The following is a 13,718-nucleotide window of genomic DNA, read 5'->3' as shown; positions in this document are numbered from 1 at the left end:
GTTCCGGTTACGACAGTTCCGGCGTCCGCAGCGTATTGGCGGTGGCGACGGCCCGCAGGACGGCGGCCGCCTTGTTGCGGCACTCGGTGTCCTCGCCGCGCGGGTCCGAGTCCGCGACCACACCCGCGCCCGCCTGCACGTAGGCGGTGCCGTCGCGCAGCACGGCGGTCCGGATGGCGATCGCGGTGTCGGAGTCCCCGGCGAAGTCCAGGTAGCCGACGCAGCCGCCGTACAGGCCCCGGCGGGTGGGCTCCAGCTCCTCGATGATGCGCATCGCGCGCGGCTTCGGCGCGCCGGAGAGGGTGCCGGCCGGGAAGCAGGCGGTCAGCACGTCGAAGGCGGTCCGCCCGGGCGCCACCTTGCCGGTGACGGTCGAGACGATGTGCATGACGTGGCTGTACCGCTCGACCTGCATGAAGTCGACCACCTCGACGCTGCCCGGCTCGCACACCCGCCCGAGGTCGTTGCGGCCGAGGTCCACCAGCATCAGGTGCTCGGCCCGCTCCTTCGGGTCGGCGAGCAGCTCGGCGGCCAGCTCGGCGTCCTCGTGCGGGGTGGCGCCGCGGTGCCGGGTGCCGGCGATCGGGTGCAGCATCGCCTCGCCCTCGGTCACCTTGACCAGCGCCTCCGGGCTGGAGCCCACCACGTCGAAGCCGCCCTCGGCGCCGCCGTCCGGCCCCGGGAAGCGGAACAGGTACATGTAGGGGCTCGGGTTGGTGGTGCGCAGCACGCGGTAGACGTCCAGCGCGGACGCCGGGCAGGGCGCCTCGAACCGCTGCGAGGGGACCACCTGGAAGGCCTCGCCGGCCCGGATCCGCTCCTTGACCTCCTCGACGGCCGCCCAGTACGGCTCACCGCCGAACGGCGAGCGGACGTCGCCGGGGCCGGACGGGGTGAAGGTGGCCAGGCCCGGGTCGACCGGCTTCAGCAGGTCGGCCTCCATCGCGTCGAGCCGGGCCACCGCGTCCGCGTGGGCCTCGTCGACGCCGCTGGCCAGGTCGTTGTGGTTGACCGCGTTGGCGATCAGCAGCACCGTGCCGTCGGCGTGGTCGAGCACGGCCAGGTCGGTGGCCAGCAGCATGGTCAGCTCGGGGAGCTTCAGGTCGTCCGGGTTGAGGTCGGGCAGCTTCTCCAGCCGGCGGACGATGTCGTAGCCGAGGTAGCCGACCAGGCCGCCGGTCAGCGGGGGCAGGCCGTCGTCGGTGTGGCGCGGGGTGTGCAGCGCCTCCAGGGTGGCGCGCAGCACCTGGAGCGGGTCGCCGGTGGTGGGGATGCCGATCGGCGGGGCGCCGTGCCAGCGGGCGTCGCCGTCCGGGCCGGCGGTGAGCACGGCGGCGCTGCGGACGCCGACGAAGGAGTACCGGGACCAGCTGCGGCCCTGTTCGGCGGACTCCAGCAGGAAGGTGCCGGGGCGCTCGTCGGCGAGGCTGCGGTAGAGGCCGATCGGGGTGAGGCCGTCCGCGAGGAGCCTGCGGGTGACCGGGATGACCCGGGTGTCGACGGCGAGCTTGCGGAAGGCTTCGAGATCCATGGCGGGCGGCACCTTCGGGAGTCTGGAGTTCCGGTGGGGGGTCAGGAGAGCGGGAGCACGTCGGCGTCGAAGCAGGTGCGGTCGCCGGTGTGGCAGGCGGCACCGGTCTGGTCGACCTTGACCAGCAGGGTGTCGCCGTCGCAGTCGAGCGCGACCGACCGGACGGCCTGGACGTGGCCCGAGGTGTCGCCCTTGACCCAGTACTCGCGGCGGCTGCGGCTCCAGTAGGTGCAGCGGCCGGTGGTGAGGGTGCGGTGCAGCGCCTCGTCGTCCATCCAGCCGAGCATCAGCACCTCGCCGGTGTCGTACTGCTGCGCGATGGCCGGGAGCAGGCCGTCGTCGGTGCGCTTGAGCCGGGCCGCGATCGCCGGGTCCAGGGCGGTGGAGCCGGGGGCGGCGGGCGTGGTGGGGGTGGTGGACATGGGGCCATTGTGTCAGCCCCGCCCGTCCCGCCGGTCCTCCGTCCGGATCGCGGCCGGCGGTCACCTCTCACAACCGGCGGGCCAGATCCGGTGGACGAACAGCCCGGCCTCCTGGGCCAGCGCGGCCACCCGGGCGGGCTCGCTGCCGGGTTCGCCGTCCCAGACCGCGATCAGTTCGTCGATCATGCCGACCAGGGCCCGCCCGGTGTCGTCGCCGAGGCCGCCGTGCTCGACGGCGGCGAGCCGGTGGACGGCGTTCGCCTCGTTCATCAGCCGCAGCCGGGTGCCCCGGTGGTGGTCGTCGGCCCGGCCGACCACGGACGCCCCCGCCGGGACGATGATCTCCAGCTTGCCGCCGTGCTCCAGCACGGACCGGGCGAACCAGGTCTCCGGGCCCTCGTCGGCGCAGGTGACGCCGACCAGTTCGTACGGGCCGAAGGTGGTGACCAGCCTCCAGAGGTCCCCGCGGACCAGCATCTCGGTGATGCCACCCGACAGGCCCCGGTGACCGGTGATTCCGACGCGCATCCGCCTACTCCTGGGATCGTGTCGTGCCGGGGCCGAGCCTATCCGACCGCTCCCGGGCCGCTCCGCCGGGACGAGTTGTGCCAACCGCCTGCCGCGCGGCCCCGGCTTGGGCCATCCTCGTGGCCATGACCTCCGAGCAGCCGACCCCCGAGCCGCCGGCCCCCGCGCGGCCGGGCCCCTCCCGGCCGGGCGAAGCCGCCGCCCGCCCGTCGCGCGGCCTCGTCCTCGCCGTGGCGGCCGTGGTGGTCGTGCTGCTCGCGGTGGTGGCCACCGTACTGCTCCGGCCGGAGCCCGCCCCGCTGCCGCCCCCGCCCTCCCCGAGCCCCACCACCCCGGCCCCGACGCCCACCCCCTCGCCCACCCCCACGCCGACCCCGGCCAGGGTGGTGCCGTACACCTTCTTCCCGGTCGGCTCCTGCTTCGACCAGCCGCAGCAGACCAAGACGGTCACCAAGCCGGAACCGCGGCCCTGCGAGGGCGAGCACGACGGCGAGGTGGTCGCCACCCCGCTGCTGCCGGACGGCCTGACGGAGACCCAGCTGAACAAGGCCGTCCGGGACGGCTGCAAGGAGCCGCTGACCGCCGCCGCGGCCCGCCAGGGCGGGGGGACGTTCTACCCGCTCCCGATCGGCCCGCCGATGGCCCAGTACCAGCAGGGCTGGCGGGACTACACCTGCTCGCTGACCTCCGGCACCCACCCGGGCACCCCCAAACTCACCGGCCACCTCAAGTGACGGCGTGAGTACCGCCTAGGCTTTGGCCATGTCGAACCATGCCCTCGCCGAGCGTCACCGACTGGCCGAACTCCTGGCCGCCGCCGGGCCGGACGCGCCCACCCTCTGTGCCGGGTGGTCCACCCGCGACCTCGCCGCCCACCTGGTGATCCGGGAGCGCCGGCCGGACGCCGCGGCGGGCATCCGGGTGGGCCCGCTGGCCGGCTGGACCCACCAGGTGCAGAGCGGGTACGCCGAGCGCCCGTACGAGGAGCTGCTGCGGATGTTCCGCTCCGGCCCGCCGCTGCTCTCGCTGTTCGCCCTGCCCGGCGCCGACGAGGCCGCCAACACCGTCGAGTACTTCGTGCACGCCGAGGACGTCCGCCGGGCGGGCGCCGGGTGGCAGCCGCAGCCGGTGCCGCCGGGCCGCGCCGAGGCGCTCTGGCGCCGGCTGCCGCTGCTGGCCAAGCTGGAGGCCGGCCGCCGCTCCCCCGCCCGCCTGGAGCTGCACCACCCCGACGGGCGGACCGTGACGGTCGGCCCCGCGGGCGCTCCGGTCGTGCGGATCACCGGCGAGCCGGGCGAGCTGCTGCTCTTCGTCTACGGCCGCGGCGAGCGGACCGAGCTGACCGTGGACGGCGCCCCCGACGCCGTCGAGGCCCTCCGCCACGTCCTCCCGCTGCCGCCCACGACGGGCTGACGGCCCGCGGCCGTGTCCCGGCTGCGGATGTCGGTGGTGGGGTGCAGACTCGCAGAGGGCCGGGGTGGGGCGCGTCCGCACCCCTGGGAACCCGCCCGGCCGTCCGTACCCGTCGAAGGAGCAACCACCCCATGCTCACCACCGACTTCCCCAACGGCTCGCCCTGCTGGATCGACCTGGGCAGCCCGGACCCGGCCGCGGCCGCCGCCTTCTACGGCTCCGTGTTCGGCTGGACCTTCCAGCCGCTCGGCCCGGAGGCCGGCGGCTACGGCTTCCTGCAGGCCGACGGCAAGACCGTGGCCGCGATCGGGCCGCTCACCGAGGAGGGCGCGCAATCCGCCTGGACGACGTACTTCAGGACGCCGGACGCGGACGCCACCGCCCGGGCGGTGACGGACGCGGGCGGCACCGTCCGGGTCGCGCCGTTCGACGTCATGGACGCCGGGCGGATGGCCCAGCTGACCGACCCGCAGGGGGCCCAGTTCGCGATCTGGCAGGCCGGCACCACCCAGGGCCTGGACGCGGTCTCCACCGACAACGCGCTGGTCTGGACGGAGCTGCACACCAGCGACCAGGAGGCCGGCTTCGCCTTCTACGAAGCGGTGTTCGGCTGGCGCAACGAGCCGTTCCCGGCCCCGGGGATGACCTACCTGGTGGTCTCGCCCGCCGAGGGGGACGTGAAGGCCACCAGCTTCGGCGGCATCGCCCCGGTCATGGGCGAGGGCCAGCCGCCGTCCTGGACGCCGTACTTCGCCACCGAGGAGGTGGACGAGCTGGTCGGCCGGGCGGAGAAGGCCGGCGGCAAGGTGCTGATGGGCGCCGAGGACGTGCCGAACGTCGGCCGGATCGCCTGGCTGGCGGACCCGTTCGGCGCGCCGTTCGCGCTGATCAAGGGTGAGCCGCAGGAGTCCTGAGCAACGCCGTGGGCCCGCCGGACACCGCCCGACGGGCCCACCACGGTCGTCAGCGCGGCGGCCGGTTCACCGGACGGGGTGGCCGGCCCCGCGCAGCGCGTTCTTGACCTCGCCGATCCGCAGGTCGCCGAAGTGGAAGACGCTGGCGGCCAGCACCGCGTCGGCGCCGGCCTCCACCGCCGGGGCGAAGTCGGCGAGCTTGCCGGCGCCGCCGGAGGCGATCACCGGGACGGAGACGCTCTTGCGGACGGCCCGGATCAGCTCCAGGTCGTAGCCGTCCTTGGTGCCGTCCGCGTCCATCGAGTTGAGCAGGATCTCGCCCGCGCCCAGCTCGGCGGCCCGGCCGGCCCACTCGACGGCGTCCAGGCCGGTGCCCTGGCGCCCGCCGTGGGTGGTCACCTCGAAGCCGGACGCGGTCTCGGTGCCCTCCGGGCAGCGCCGGGCGTCCACCGAGAGCACCAGCACCTGGCGGCCGAAGCGCTGCGCGATCTCGCGGACCAGCTCCGGGCGGGCGATCGCGGCGGTGTTGACGCCGACCTTGTCGGCGCCGGCCCGCAGCAGCTTGTCGACGTCGTCGACGGCGCGGATGCCGCCGCCGACGGTGAGCGGGATGAAGACCTGCTCGGCGGTGCGCCGCACCACGTCGTAGGTGGTCTCGCGGTCCCCCGAGGAGGCGGTGATGTCGAGGAAGGTGAGCTCGTCGGCGCCCTCGGCGTCGTAGAGCTTGGCCATCTCGACCGGGTCGCCGGCGTCGCGCAGGTTCTGGAAGTTGACGCCCTTGACCACTCGGCCGGCGTCGACGTCCAGGCAGGGGATGACACGTACTGCGAGGGTCACTGCTGTTTGCCTTCCAGAATCTTGGCGAGCCCGGCTCGATGGGCGTCGATCTCGACCTCGACCATCATCCGGGAGTCGACCAGGCCCTCGACCACCACCAGGGTGGAGGCCGGACGGACCGTGTCGAAGAGGAACTTGTGGGCGCGGCCGATCTCGGCGCAGTCCCGGACGTGGGTCGCGTACATCCGGGTGCGGACCACGTCCGCGAGGGTGAGGCCGAACCGTTCGAGGGCCTCGCGCGCCGTCCGGAAGGCGGCGAGCGTCTGCCCGTACGGGTCGCCCTCGTGGTGGACGACGCCGTCCACGTCGAGGGCGGTGGCGCCGGACACGAGGACGAAGTCCCCGGCCGCGACGGCTCGGGAGAAGCCGAACTCCTCTTCCTGGGGGAAGGAGCCGGGTACTCGGTCGAGCCGCCGGGCGGCCGGGCGTTCGCTCATCGGGACACTGCCTCCAGGGCCTCTTCGAGGGTGAACTTCTGCTCGTAGAGTGCCTTGCCGACGATCGCTCCCTCGACTCCCTCGCCGACCAGGCTGGCGATCGCCCGCAGGTCGTCCAGCGAGGAGACGCCGCCGGAGGCGACCACCGGCTTGTCGGTCGCGGCGCAGACGTCGCGCAGCAGCTGCAGGTTGGGGCCGGTCAGGGTGCCGTCCCGGTTGACGTCGGTGACGACGTAGCGGGCGCAGCCCTCGGCGTCCAGGCGGGCCAGCACGTCGAAGAGCTGGCCGCCGTCGCGGGTCCAGCCGCGGCCGCGCAGGGTGGTGCCGACCACGTCCAGGCCGACGGCGATCTTGTCGCCGTGCTCGGCGATGACCTTGGCGACCCACTCGGGGCTCTCCAGGGCGGCGGTGCCCAGGTTGACCCGGGTGCAGCCGGTGGCGAGCGCGGCGGCCAGCGACTCGTCGTCGCGGATGCCGCCGGACAGCTCGACCTTGATGTCCAGCGCGCCGGTGACCTCGCGCAGCAGGTCGCGGTTGCTGCCCGTCCCGAAGGCGGCGTCGAGGTCGACCAGGTGGAGCCACTCGGCGCCGGCGTTCTGCCAGGCGAGGGCGGCGGCGAGCGGCTCGCCGAAGGAGGTCTCGGTGCCGGAGGCGCCCTTGACCAGGCGGACGGCCTGGCCGTCCCGGACGTCGACGGCGGGCAGCAGTTCGAGGCGGCTCATCGTTACAACTCTCAGCTCGTCAGAGGGTGTTGACCCAGTTGGTCAGCAGGGCGGCGCCGGCGTCACCGGACTTCTCGGGGTGGAACTGGGTGGCCCAGAGCGGGCCGTTCTCGACCGCCGCGACGAACGGCTGCCCGTGCGTGGCCCAGGTGACCAGCGGCGGGTGGATCCGCGCGCTGTGCACCTCCATGTCCCAGCTGCGCACCCCGTAGGAGTGCACGAAGTAGAAGCGGGTGTCGGCGTCGAGGCCGGCGAACATCCGGCTGTCCGCGGGGGCGTCCACGGTGTTCCAGCCCATGTGCGGGACGACCGGCGCGTCCAGCGGCTCGACGGTGCCGGGCCACTCGTCGCAGCCGGCGGTCTCCACGCCGTGCTCGACCCCCTTCTCGAAGAGGATCTGCATCCCGACGCAGATGCCCATGACCGGGCGGCCCCCGGCGAGCCGGCGGTCGATCAGCCAGTCCCCGCGGACGGCCTTCAGCCCGCGCATGCAGGCCTCGAAGGCGCCGACGCCGGGGACGAGCAGGCCGTCCGCCTCCATCGCGGTGGTGAAGTCGGACGTGACGGTGACGGTCGCGCCGGTCCGCTCGACGGCACGCTGTGCCGAGCGCAGGTTGCCCGACCCGTAGTCGAGCACGACGACGTTCTTGCCCATGTTCAGGTGTCCATGTCTGTTGGCGTTCTCTCGGCGTTCTTCCGGGCTGCCGGCGCGCCTAGAGGCGCATCACGCCGGAGGCCAGGCAGAGCACCGAGCCGATGGCGAGGACGGCGATGACCCCCTTCGGAAGCTTCTGCTTCCAGAACGAGATCACCCCGCCCGCCAGGAAGAGTCCGACGAAGATGAGGACGATCGCGGCCTTGCTCACAGCGCACCCTTGGTCGAGGGGAGGATGCCGGCCGCGCGCGGGTCGCGCTCGGCGGCGTAGCGCAGCGCCCGCGCGAGCGCCTTGAACTGGCACTCCACGATGTGATGGGCGTTGCGTCCGTAGGGTACGTGGACGTGCAGCGCGACCTGCGCCTGGGCCACGAAGGACTCGAGTATGTGCCGCGTCATGGTGGTGTCGTAGCTGCCGATCATCGGCGCCATGTTCTCCGGCTCGCTGTGCACGAGGTAGGGGCGGCCGGAGAGGTCCACGGTGACCTGGGCGAGCGACTCGTCCAGCGGCACCGTGCAGTTGCCGAAGCGGTAGATGCCGACCTTGTCGCCGAGCGCCTGCTTGAAGGCGGCGCCGAGTGCGAGGGCGGTGTCCTCGATGGTGTGGTGGGTGTCGATGTGCAGGTCGCCGTCGGTCTTCACGGTGAGGTCGAAGAGGCCGTGGCGGCCGAGCTGGTCGAGCATGTGGTCGTAGAAGCCGACGCCCGTGGAGATGTCGGTCCTGCCGGTGCCGTCGAGGTCGATCTCGACCAGGACCGAGGTCTCCTTGGTGGTGCGCTCAACGCGTCCGATGCGGGACATACGGGGTTACAGCTCCTTGATCACGGTTGCGACGGCGTCCAGGAAGGCGTCGTTCTCGGCGGGGGTGCCGGCGGTGACGCGCAGCCACCCGGGGACGCCGTTGTCCCGGACCAGGACGCCGCGGTCGAGGATGGCCCGCCAGACGGCGTGGGTGTCGGCGAAGCGGCCGAACTGGACGAAGTTGGCGTCCGAGTCGGTCACCTCCAGGCCCAGCCCGCGCAGCGCGGCGACCAGCCGGTCGCGCTCGGCCTTGAGCCGGCCGACGTAGCCCAGCAGGGTGTCGGTGTGCTCCAGGCAGGCCAGGGCGGTGGCCTGGGTGACGGCCGACAGGTGGTACGGCAGCCGGACCAGCTGGACGGCGTCCACCACGGCCGCGTCGGCGGCCAGGTAGCCCAGGCGCAGGCCGGCCGCGCCGAAGGCCTTGGACATGGTGCGGGAGACCACCAGGTTGGGGCGGCCCTCCAGCAGCGGCAGCAGCGAGGCGCGGTGCGAGAACTCGACGTACGCCTCGTCGACGATCACCAGGCTGGGCCGGGCGGCCTGCGCGGCCTCGTACAGCCGCAGCACGGTGTCGGCGGCGACGGCGGTGCCGGTCGGGTTGTTCGGCGAGCAGACGAAGACGACGTTCGGCCGGTGCTCGGCGATCGCCGCGACGGCGGCGTCCACGTCGATGGTGAAGTCCTCGTTGCGCGGACCGGAGATCCACGCGGTGCCGGTGCCCCGGGAGATCAGGGCGTGCATCGAGTACGAGGGCTCGAAGCCGATCGCGGTGCGGCCGGGCCCGCCGAAGGTCTGCAGCAGCTGCTGGAGGACCTCGTTGGAGCCGTTGGCGGCCCACACCTGCTCGCGGGTGCGGGCGAAGCCGGTGGTCTTCGTCAGGTAGGCGGCGAGGCCCTCGCGCAGCTCGACCGCGTCGCGGTCGGGGTAGCGGTTGAGGTCGCGGGCAGCCTCGGCGACGCGCTCGGCGATCCGGGCCACCAGCTCCTCCGGCAGCTGGTACGGGTTCTCGTTGGTGTTCAGCTGGACCGGGACGTCGAGCTGCGGCGCACCGTACGGGGACTGGCCGCGCAGCTCGTCCCGGATGGGAAGGTCGTCGATCTTCGTCACGCGCCGGGAACCGTCCACTCGCTGTGCCAATTCTGTTCGTCTCCGACGAAACGGGCCTTGATGGCGTCACCGTGACCGGGCAGGTCCTCGGCGTTCGCCAGGTTGACGACGTGCGCGGCGATGCCGGCCAGCGCCTCGCGGTCGTACTCGACGACCTGGACGCCGCGCAGGAAGGTCTGCACGGACAGCCCCGAGGAGTGGCAGGCGCAGCCGCCGGTGGGCAGCACGTGGTTGGAGCCGGCCGCGTAGTCGCCCAGCGAGACCGGGGTGTAGCGGCCGATGAAGATCGCGCCCGCGTTGCGGACGCGGGCGGCGACGGCGTGCGCGTCCCGGGTCTGGATCTCCAGGTGCTCGGCGGCGTACGCGTTGACCACGACCAGGCCCTGGTCGAGGTCGTCGACCAGGATGATGCCGGACTGCCGGCCGCCCAGCGCCTCGGCCACCCGCTCGCTGTGCCGGGTGCGGGCGACCTGGGCCTTCAGCTCGGCCTCGACCGCGTCGGCCAGCTCGACCGAGTCGGTGACCAGCACCGAGCCCGAGGTCGGGCCGTGCTCGGCCTGGCTGATCAGGTCGGCGGCGACCTCCGCCGGGTCGGCGCTGTCGTCGGCGAGGACGGCGATCTCGGTCGGCCCGGCCTCGGAGTCGATGCCGATCCGGCCGGCGAAGTAGCGCTTGGCGGCGGCGACGTAGATGTTGCCCGGGCCGGTGACCATGTTCACCGGCTCGCACTCCTCGGTGCCGAGGGCGAACATCGCGACCGCCTGGGCGCCGCCGACCGCGTACACCTCGGTGACGCCGAGCAGCGCGCAGGCCGCCAGGATCGTCGGGTGCACCCGGCCGCCGAAGGCCTTCTGCGGCGGCGAGGTGACGGCGATGCCCCGCACGCCCGCCTCCTGGGCCGGCACCACGTTCATCACCACGGAGGACGGGTAGACGGCCAGGCCGCCCGGCACGTACAGGCCGACCCGGTCCACCGGCACCCAGCGCTGGGTGACCGTGCCGCCGGGCACCACCCGGGTGGTGTGCCCCTCGCGGCGCTGGTCGGCGTGCACGATGCGGGCGCGGCGGATCGACTCCTCCAGCGCGGCGCGCACCTTCGGGTCCAGCGTCTCCAGGGCCTCGGCGAGCTGCTCCGCGGGCACCCGGGTGGACTCCAGCCGCACGCCGTCGAAACGCTCGGTGATCTCGATCAGCGCCGCGACCCCGCGATGGTGGACGTCCTCGGCGATCGGACGCACCTTCTCCAGGGCGGCCGCGACGTCGAAGTCGGCACGGGGCAGCAGGTCACGCGGGTCGTCGAGCGAGCCGCGCAGATCGATTCGAGAGATCACGCCACCCAGTGTAAGGAGTGGCCGGAACGCGCGGTCCGGCATTTCAGTCCGTGATACGAAAGGCGAGACAACCGGGGGAAGCGGGGGACGACATGGCCGAGGGCGTGCCGCAGGACTGGTCGCGGACGGAGCAGGGGCTCTGGGAGGCGTTCCGGCTGGGCGACGTGTACGACCTGCGCAGCGGCGACGCCGAGCAGGACGACCCGTTCGGCGGCGCCGTCTGGGGGCCCGAGCGCGCCGTCCGCGCGGACGTGCTGGCCCACCTGCTGCTGGCCGGTCCCGCCGCCGCGCCCGGGCGGGTCGCCTCGCTCCGGCTCACCGGCGTCCTCGTCACCGGCTCGCTGAACCTGGCCGGCGGCACCATCGGTCAGTACGTGGAGCTGCACGACTGCCGCTTCGAGCACAAGGTGCTGATCTCGGAGGCCGAGGCGGGCACGCTGCGCTTCGTCACCTGCCTGATCCCCCGGATCGAGGCGTCCCGACTGGCCACCTCCGGCGACCTGCACCTGGCCCGCTGCCGCATCCCCCAGGGCATCCGGCTCACCGACGCCCGGATCGGCACCGACCTGCTGCTCAACCAGGCCGTGCTGGGCGGCGACCGGTTCGGCCGGGCACTGTCCGCCGACGGCATGGCGATCCACCAGGACTTCGAGGCCGACCGCCTGGAGTCGCACGGCGAGGTCTCCCTGCGCACCGCCCGGATCGGCGGCCGGCTCTCGCTGCGCGGCGCCCAGCTGCGGGCCGTCCCCGGCAACCGCAACGCCCTCAACGCCGTGCGGATAACCGTCGGCCACACGCTGTACCTCAGCGGTTCGGCGGACGGCGGCTGGTACGGCTCGCAGACCTACTACGGCTCCGGCTACGGCGAGATCCCGCCGCCCGGCTCGCCCAGCACGCCGTTCCGGGCGCACGGCCAGGTCCGGCTCTCCGACGGCCGGTTCGAGAACGCCTGCCTCCTCTCCGACGCCGAGTTCCACCTCGGACCGGGGGACGAGGTGACGCTGCGCCGCATCCAGACGCCCGAACTGCGGTTCACCTGCCGCTTCCCGAACGACGGCGCCGTCTCGCTCTCCCGCGCCCGGATCGGCAACCTGGTCGACGCCCCCGGTGCCTGGCCGAGCGGCCGGCAGCTCTCCCTCACCGGTTTCACCTACGAGTGCCTGCGCCCGGCCGCGCCGTTCACCGTCCGTCAGCGGATCGACTGGCTGGAGCGCTCCTCGGTCGAGTTCCAGCCCGAGTCGTACGAGCAGCTGGCCGCCGCCCTGCGCCGCGACGGCGCCGACGACGACGCCCGCGAGGTGCTCTACGCCAAGCAGCGCCGCCGGCGGCGGACCCTGCCGCTGCCCGCCCGGATCTGGGGCCTGGTGCAGGACGTCACCGTCGGCTACGGCTTCCGCCCCGGCCGGGCCGCGCTCTGGCTGCTGCTCGCCTGGGCACTCGGCGGCTCCTACTTCGCCGCCCACCCGCTGGAGCCGCTGAAGGCCGACGAGCAGCCGCACTGGGACCCGGTGCTGTACGCGCTGGGCCAGCTGCTGCCGCTGGTCGACCTCGGCCAGCAGGGCTGGAACCCGGGCGGGTTCTCCCGCTGGGTCTCCGCCGGCCTGGTGATCGTCGGCTGGGTCCTGGCCACCACCGTCGCCGCCGGTGCCACCCGCACGCTCCAGCGCGGCTAGGGCCCGGCAAGATCCGCCGCAGGCCCTAAACCCCTGGGCGGACAGGGTGCCCGGGGAACTACGCTGTGCGCCGTGACAGAACGGCTGCCGCTCTTCCCGCTGAACACCGTGCTCTACCCGGGCCTGGTGCTGCCCCTGAACGTCTTCGAGGAGCGCTACCGCCGTCTGGTCGCCGACCTGCTCGCCCTCCCCGAGGACCGGCCCCGCCGGTTCGGCGTCCTCGCCATCCGGGACGGCCGCGAGGTCGCGCCGGTCCGCCCCGACGACGGCCCGGCCGGCCCGCTCGACGGCCTCGGCACCGTCACCGGTGACCCGCTGGAGGCGATGTACCACATCGGCTGCGTGGCCGACCTCGCCTCCGCCCAGGAGCAGCCCGACGGCCGGTACGAGCTGCTGGTCACCGGCACCACCCGGTTCCGGCTCCGCTCGGTGGACACCGGCGGCCCCTACCTGACCGGTGAGACCGAGCCGGTCGAGGAGGAGCCCGGCGAGGGCGCGGGCGTGCTGGCCGCCGGTGTCGAGCGGGCCTTCCGCGCCTACCAGAAGCGGCTGGCGGGCGCCCGCGAGGCCAGCACGGTCGGCAGCCAGGACCTGCCGGACGACCCGCAGGTGCTCTCCTACCTGGTGGCCGCCGCCTCGGTGTTCGAGACGCCGGTCAAGCAGGAGCTGCTCGCCTGCCCCGACACCGCGCAGCGGCTGCGCACCGAACTGGAGCTGCTGCGCCGCGAGACGGCCGTGCTGAGCTGGCTGCCCTCGCTCCCGGCGGTCGACCTGACCCGCCAGTCGTTCAGCCCCAACTGACCACCGCCCCCGGAGAGCCCCGCAGATGGCCAAGAAGACGAAGAAGGGCGGTCAGGGCACACCCGCCACGGTCGCCCTGGAGAACGCCGCCGTCCCGTTCACCGTGCACGCCTACGCGCACGACCCGGCCGCCGCCTCGTACGGCGGCGAGGCGGCCGAGGCACTCGGGGTCTCCGCCGAGCGCGTGTTCAAGACGCTGGTCGCCGACGTGGACGGCGTCCTCACGGTGGGCGTCGTCCCGGTGGCCGGGCAGCTGGACCTCAAGGCGCTCGCCGCGGCGGTGGGCGGCAAGCGCGCCGCGATGGCGGACCCGGCGGCCGCCGAGCGCAGCAGCGGCTACGTCCGCGGCGGCATCTCCCCGCTCGGCCAGCGCCGCCCGCTGCGCACCGTGGTGGACGACAGCGCGCTCGCGCACCCCACGGTCTACGTCTCGGCGGGCCGCCGCGGCCTGGAGGTCGAGCTGGCCCCGGCCGACCTGGTCACCCTCACCGGCGCCCGCACCGCCCCGATCGGCCGCTGACCGGGCGCTGACCGGGGCCCGCCCCG

Annotated in this window: 17 protein-coding genes; 6 read left to right on the top strand and 11 right to left on the bottom strand. The window is 73.8% G+C overall.

The features are described 5' to 3' along the window. Positions 1 to 7: 7 nt before the first annotated feature. The 3 genes from ACFVHB_RS11630 to ACFVHB_RS11620 are packed head-to-tail and all read right to left on the bottom strand — an operon-like array spanning position 8 to position 2,481. A complete protein-coding gene (locus ACFVHB_RS11630) occupies positions 8 to 1,531 on the bottom strand; it encodes an anthranilate synthase component I (RefSeq protein ID WP_380318870.1) in 1,524 nt (507 codons plus the stop codon). 41 nt (positions 1,532 to 1,572) lie between these two features. Further along, on the bottom strand, positions 1,573 to 1,953 hold the full coding sequence (hisI, locus tag ACFVHB_RS11625) for a phosphoribosyl-AMP cyclohydrolase (RefSeq protein WP_380318867.1): 381 nt from the start codon (positions 1,951 to 1,953) through the stop codon (positions 1,573 to 1,575). 60 nt (positions 1,954 to 2,013) lie between these two features. Further along, on the bottom strand, positions 2,014 to 2,481 hold the full coding sequence (locus tag ACFVHB_RS11620; RefSeq protein WP_380318864.1) for a hypothetical protein: 468 nt from the start codon (positions 2,479 to 2,481) through the stop codon (positions 2,014 to 2,016). Positions 2,482 to 2,606: 125 nt separating this feature from the next. Between ACFVHB_RS11620 and ACFVHB_RS11615 the strand changes: the two genes are divergently transcribed. From ACFVHB_RS11615 to ACFVHB_RS11605, 3 genes are all read left to right on the top strand, one after another. Further along, entirely contained in the window at positions 2,607 to 3,215 is a 609-nt protein-coding gene (locus ACFVHB_RS11615; protein ID WP_380318861.1) for a hypothetical protein, read from the top strand. A gap of 28 nt (positions 3,216 to 3,243) precedes the next feature. Next, complete coding sequence (locus ACFVHB_RS11610) at positions 3,244 to 3,894, top strand: TIGR03085 family metal-binding protein (protein ID WP_380318858.1); 651 nt, start codon at positions 3,244 to 3,246, stop codon at positions 3,892 to 3,894. Positions 3,895 to 4,025: 131 nt separating this feature from the next. Then, on the top strand, positions 4,026 to 4,808 hold the full coding sequence (locus ACFVHB_RS11605) for a VOC family protein (RefSeq protein WP_380318855.1): 783 nt from the start codon (positions 4,026 to 4,028) through the stop codon (positions 4,806 to 4,808). A 66-nt stretch (positions 4,809 to 4,874) separates the two neighbouring features. On the opposite strand, the gene hisF is transcribed toward ACFVHB_RS11605, so the two are convergent. The 8 genes from hisF to hisD are packed head-to-tail and all read right to left on the bottom strand — an operon-like array spanning position 4,875 to position 10,698. Next, complete coding sequence (gene hisF / locus ACFVHB_RS11600; protein WP_380318852.1) at positions 4,875 to 5,645, bottom strand: imidazole glycerol phosphate synthase subunit HisF; 771 nt, start codon at positions 5,643 to 5,645, stop codon at positions 4,875 to 4,877. Continuing rightward, entirely contained in the window at positions 5,642 to 6,082 is a 441-nt protein-coding gene (locus ACFVHB_RS11595) for a Rid family hydrolase (RefSeq protein WP_380318849.1), read from the bottom strand. The genes hisF and ACFVHB_RS11595 overlap by 4 nt, the downstream gene beginning before the upstream one ends. Then, positions 6,079 to 6,804 carry a bifunctional 1-(5-phosphoribosyl)-5-((5-phosphoribosylamino)methylideneamino)imidazole-4-carboxamide isomerase/phosphoribosylanthranilate isomerase PriA gene (priA, locus tag ACFVHB_RS11590; RefSeq protein WP_380318846.1) on the bottom strand — a complete coding sequence of 242 codons (726 nt, stop codon included), beginning with the start codon at positions 6,802 to 6,804 and terminating at the stop codon, positions 6,079 to 6,081. Before priA ends, ACFVHB_RS11595 begins: the two co-directional genes overlap by 4 nt. Positions 6,805 to 6,823: 19 nt before the next feature. Continuing rightward, positions 6,824 to 7,459 carry an imidazole glycerol phosphate synthase subunit HisH gene (hisH, locus tag ACFVHB_RS11585; RefSeq protein ID WP_380318843.1) on the bottom strand — a complete coding sequence of 212 codons (636 nt, stop codon included), beginning with the start codon at positions 7,457 to 7,459 and terminating at the stop codon, positions 6,824 to 6,826. A 58-nt stretch (positions 7,460 to 7,517) separates the two neighbouring features. Continuing rightward, on the bottom strand, positions 7,518 to 7,670 hold the full coding sequence (locus ACFVHB_RS11580) for a hypothetical protein (protein WP_380318840.1): 153 nt from the start codon (positions 7,668 to 7,670) through the stop codon (positions 7,518 to 7,520). After that, the gene (gene hisB, locus ACFVHB_RS11575; RefSeq protein WP_360191190.1) at positions 7,667 to 8,260 is read right to left on the bottom strand and encodes an imidazoleglycerol-phosphate dehydratase HisB; all 594 of its coding nucleotides are present in this window, start codon (positions 8,258 to 8,260) and stop codon (positions 7,667 to 7,669) included. Before hisB ends, ACFVHB_RS11580 begins: the two co-directional genes overlap by 4 nt. 6 nt (positions 8,261 to 8,266) lie before the next feature. Continuing rightward, complete coding sequence (locus ACFVHB_RS11570) at positions 8,267 to 9,367, bottom strand: histidinol-phosphate transaminase (protein WP_380318837.1); 1,101 nt, start codon at positions 9,365 to 9,367, stop codon at positions 8,267 to 8,269. Continuing rightward, complete coding sequence (gene hisD, locus ACFVHB_RS11565) at positions 9,364 to 10,698, bottom strand: histidinol dehydrogenase (protein ID WP_380318834.1); 1,335 nt, start codon at positions 10,696 to 10,698, stop codon at positions 9,364 to 9,366. Before hisD ends, ACFVHB_RS11570 begins: the two co-directional genes overlap by 4 nt. A 92-nt stretch (positions 10,699 to 10,790) precedes the next feature. Here hisD and ACFVHB_RS11560 point away from each other — a divergent pair, with 92 nt between their 5' ends. From ACFVHB_RS11560 to ybaK, 3 genes are all read left to right on the top strand, one after another. Continuing rightward, positions 10,791 to 12,371, top strand: a complete 1,581-nt coding sequence (locus ACFVHB_RS11560) for an oxidoreductase (RefSeq protein WP_380318831.1) — start codon at positions 10,791 to 10,793, stop codon at positions 12,369 to 12,371. A gap of 72 nt (positions 12,372 to 12,443) precedes the next feature. Next, positions 12,444 to 13,172, top strand: coding sequence for an LON peptidase substrate-binding domain-containing protein (locus ACFVHB_RS11555; protein ID WP_380318828.1), 729 nt, complete (start codon positions 12,444 to 12,446; stop codon positions 13,170 to 13,172). Positions 13,173 to 13,197: 25 nt separating this feature from the next. After that, positions 13,198 to 13,692: a Cys-tRNA(Pro) deacylase gene (ybaK, locus tag ACFVHB_RS11550; protein WP_380318826.1), complete on the top strand. Its 495-nt coding sequence runs from the start codon at positions 13,198 to 13,200 to the stop codon at positions 13,690 to 13,692. Positions 13,693 to 13,718: the final 26 nt, after the last annotated feature.

Origin of the sequence: Kitasatospora sp. NPDC127111 (assembly GCF_042677465.1) — a bacterium.
Lineage (GTDB): Bacteria > Actinomycetota > Actinomycetes > Streptomycetales > Streptomycetaceae > Kitasatospora.
This window is presented reverse-complemented; position numbering and strand designations above follow the sequence as displayed.

Coding starts and splice junctions, on each gene's coding strand:
- ACFVHB_RS11630 (WP_380318870.1), bottom strand. CDS start 1,531: ATGGATCTCGAAGCCTTCCGCAAGCTCGCCGTCGACACCCGGGTCATC.
- hisI (WP_380318867.1), bottom strand. CDS start 1,953: ATGTCCACCACCCCCACCACGCCCGCCGCCCCCGGCTCCACCGCCCTG.
- ACFVHB_RS11620 (WP_380318864.1), bottom strand. CDS start 2,481: ATGCGCGTCGGAATCACCGGTCACCGGGGCCTGTCGGGTGGCATCACC.
- ACFVHB_RS11615 (WP_380318861.1), top strand. CDS start 2,607: ATGACCTCCGAGCAGCCGACCCCCGAGCCGCCGGCCCCCGCGCGGCCG.
- ACFVHB_RS11610 (WP_380318858.1), top strand. CDS start 3,244: ATGTCGAACCATGCCCTCGCCGAGCGTCACCGACTGGCCGAACTCCTG.
- ACFVHB_RS11605 (WP_380318855.1), top strand. CDS start 4,026: ATGCTCACCACCGACTTCCCCAACGGCTCGCCCTGCTGGATCGACCTG.
- ACFVHB_RS11595 (WP_380318849.1), bottom strand. CDS start 6,082: ATGAGCGAACGCCCGGCCGCCCGGCGGCTCGACCGAGTACCCGGCTCC.
- priA (WP_380318846.1), bottom strand. CDS start 6,804: ATGAGCCGCCTCGAACTGCTGCCCGCCGTCGACGTCCGGGACGGCCAG.
- hisH (WP_380318843.1), bottom strand. CDS start 7,459: ATGGGCAAGAACGTCGTCGTGCTCGACTACGGGTCGGGCAACCTGCGC.
- hisB (WP_360191190.1), bottom strand. CDS start 8,260: ATGTCCCGCATCGGACGCGTTGAGCGCACCACCAAGGAGACCTCGGTC.
- ACFVHB_RS11560 (WP_380318831.1), top strand. CDS start 10,791: ATGGCCGAGGGCGTGCCGCAGGACTGGTCGCGGACGGAGCAGGGGCTC.
- ybaK (WP_380318826.1), top strand. CDS start 13,198: ATGGCCAAGAAGACGAAGAAGGGCGGTCAGGGCACACCCGCCACGGTC.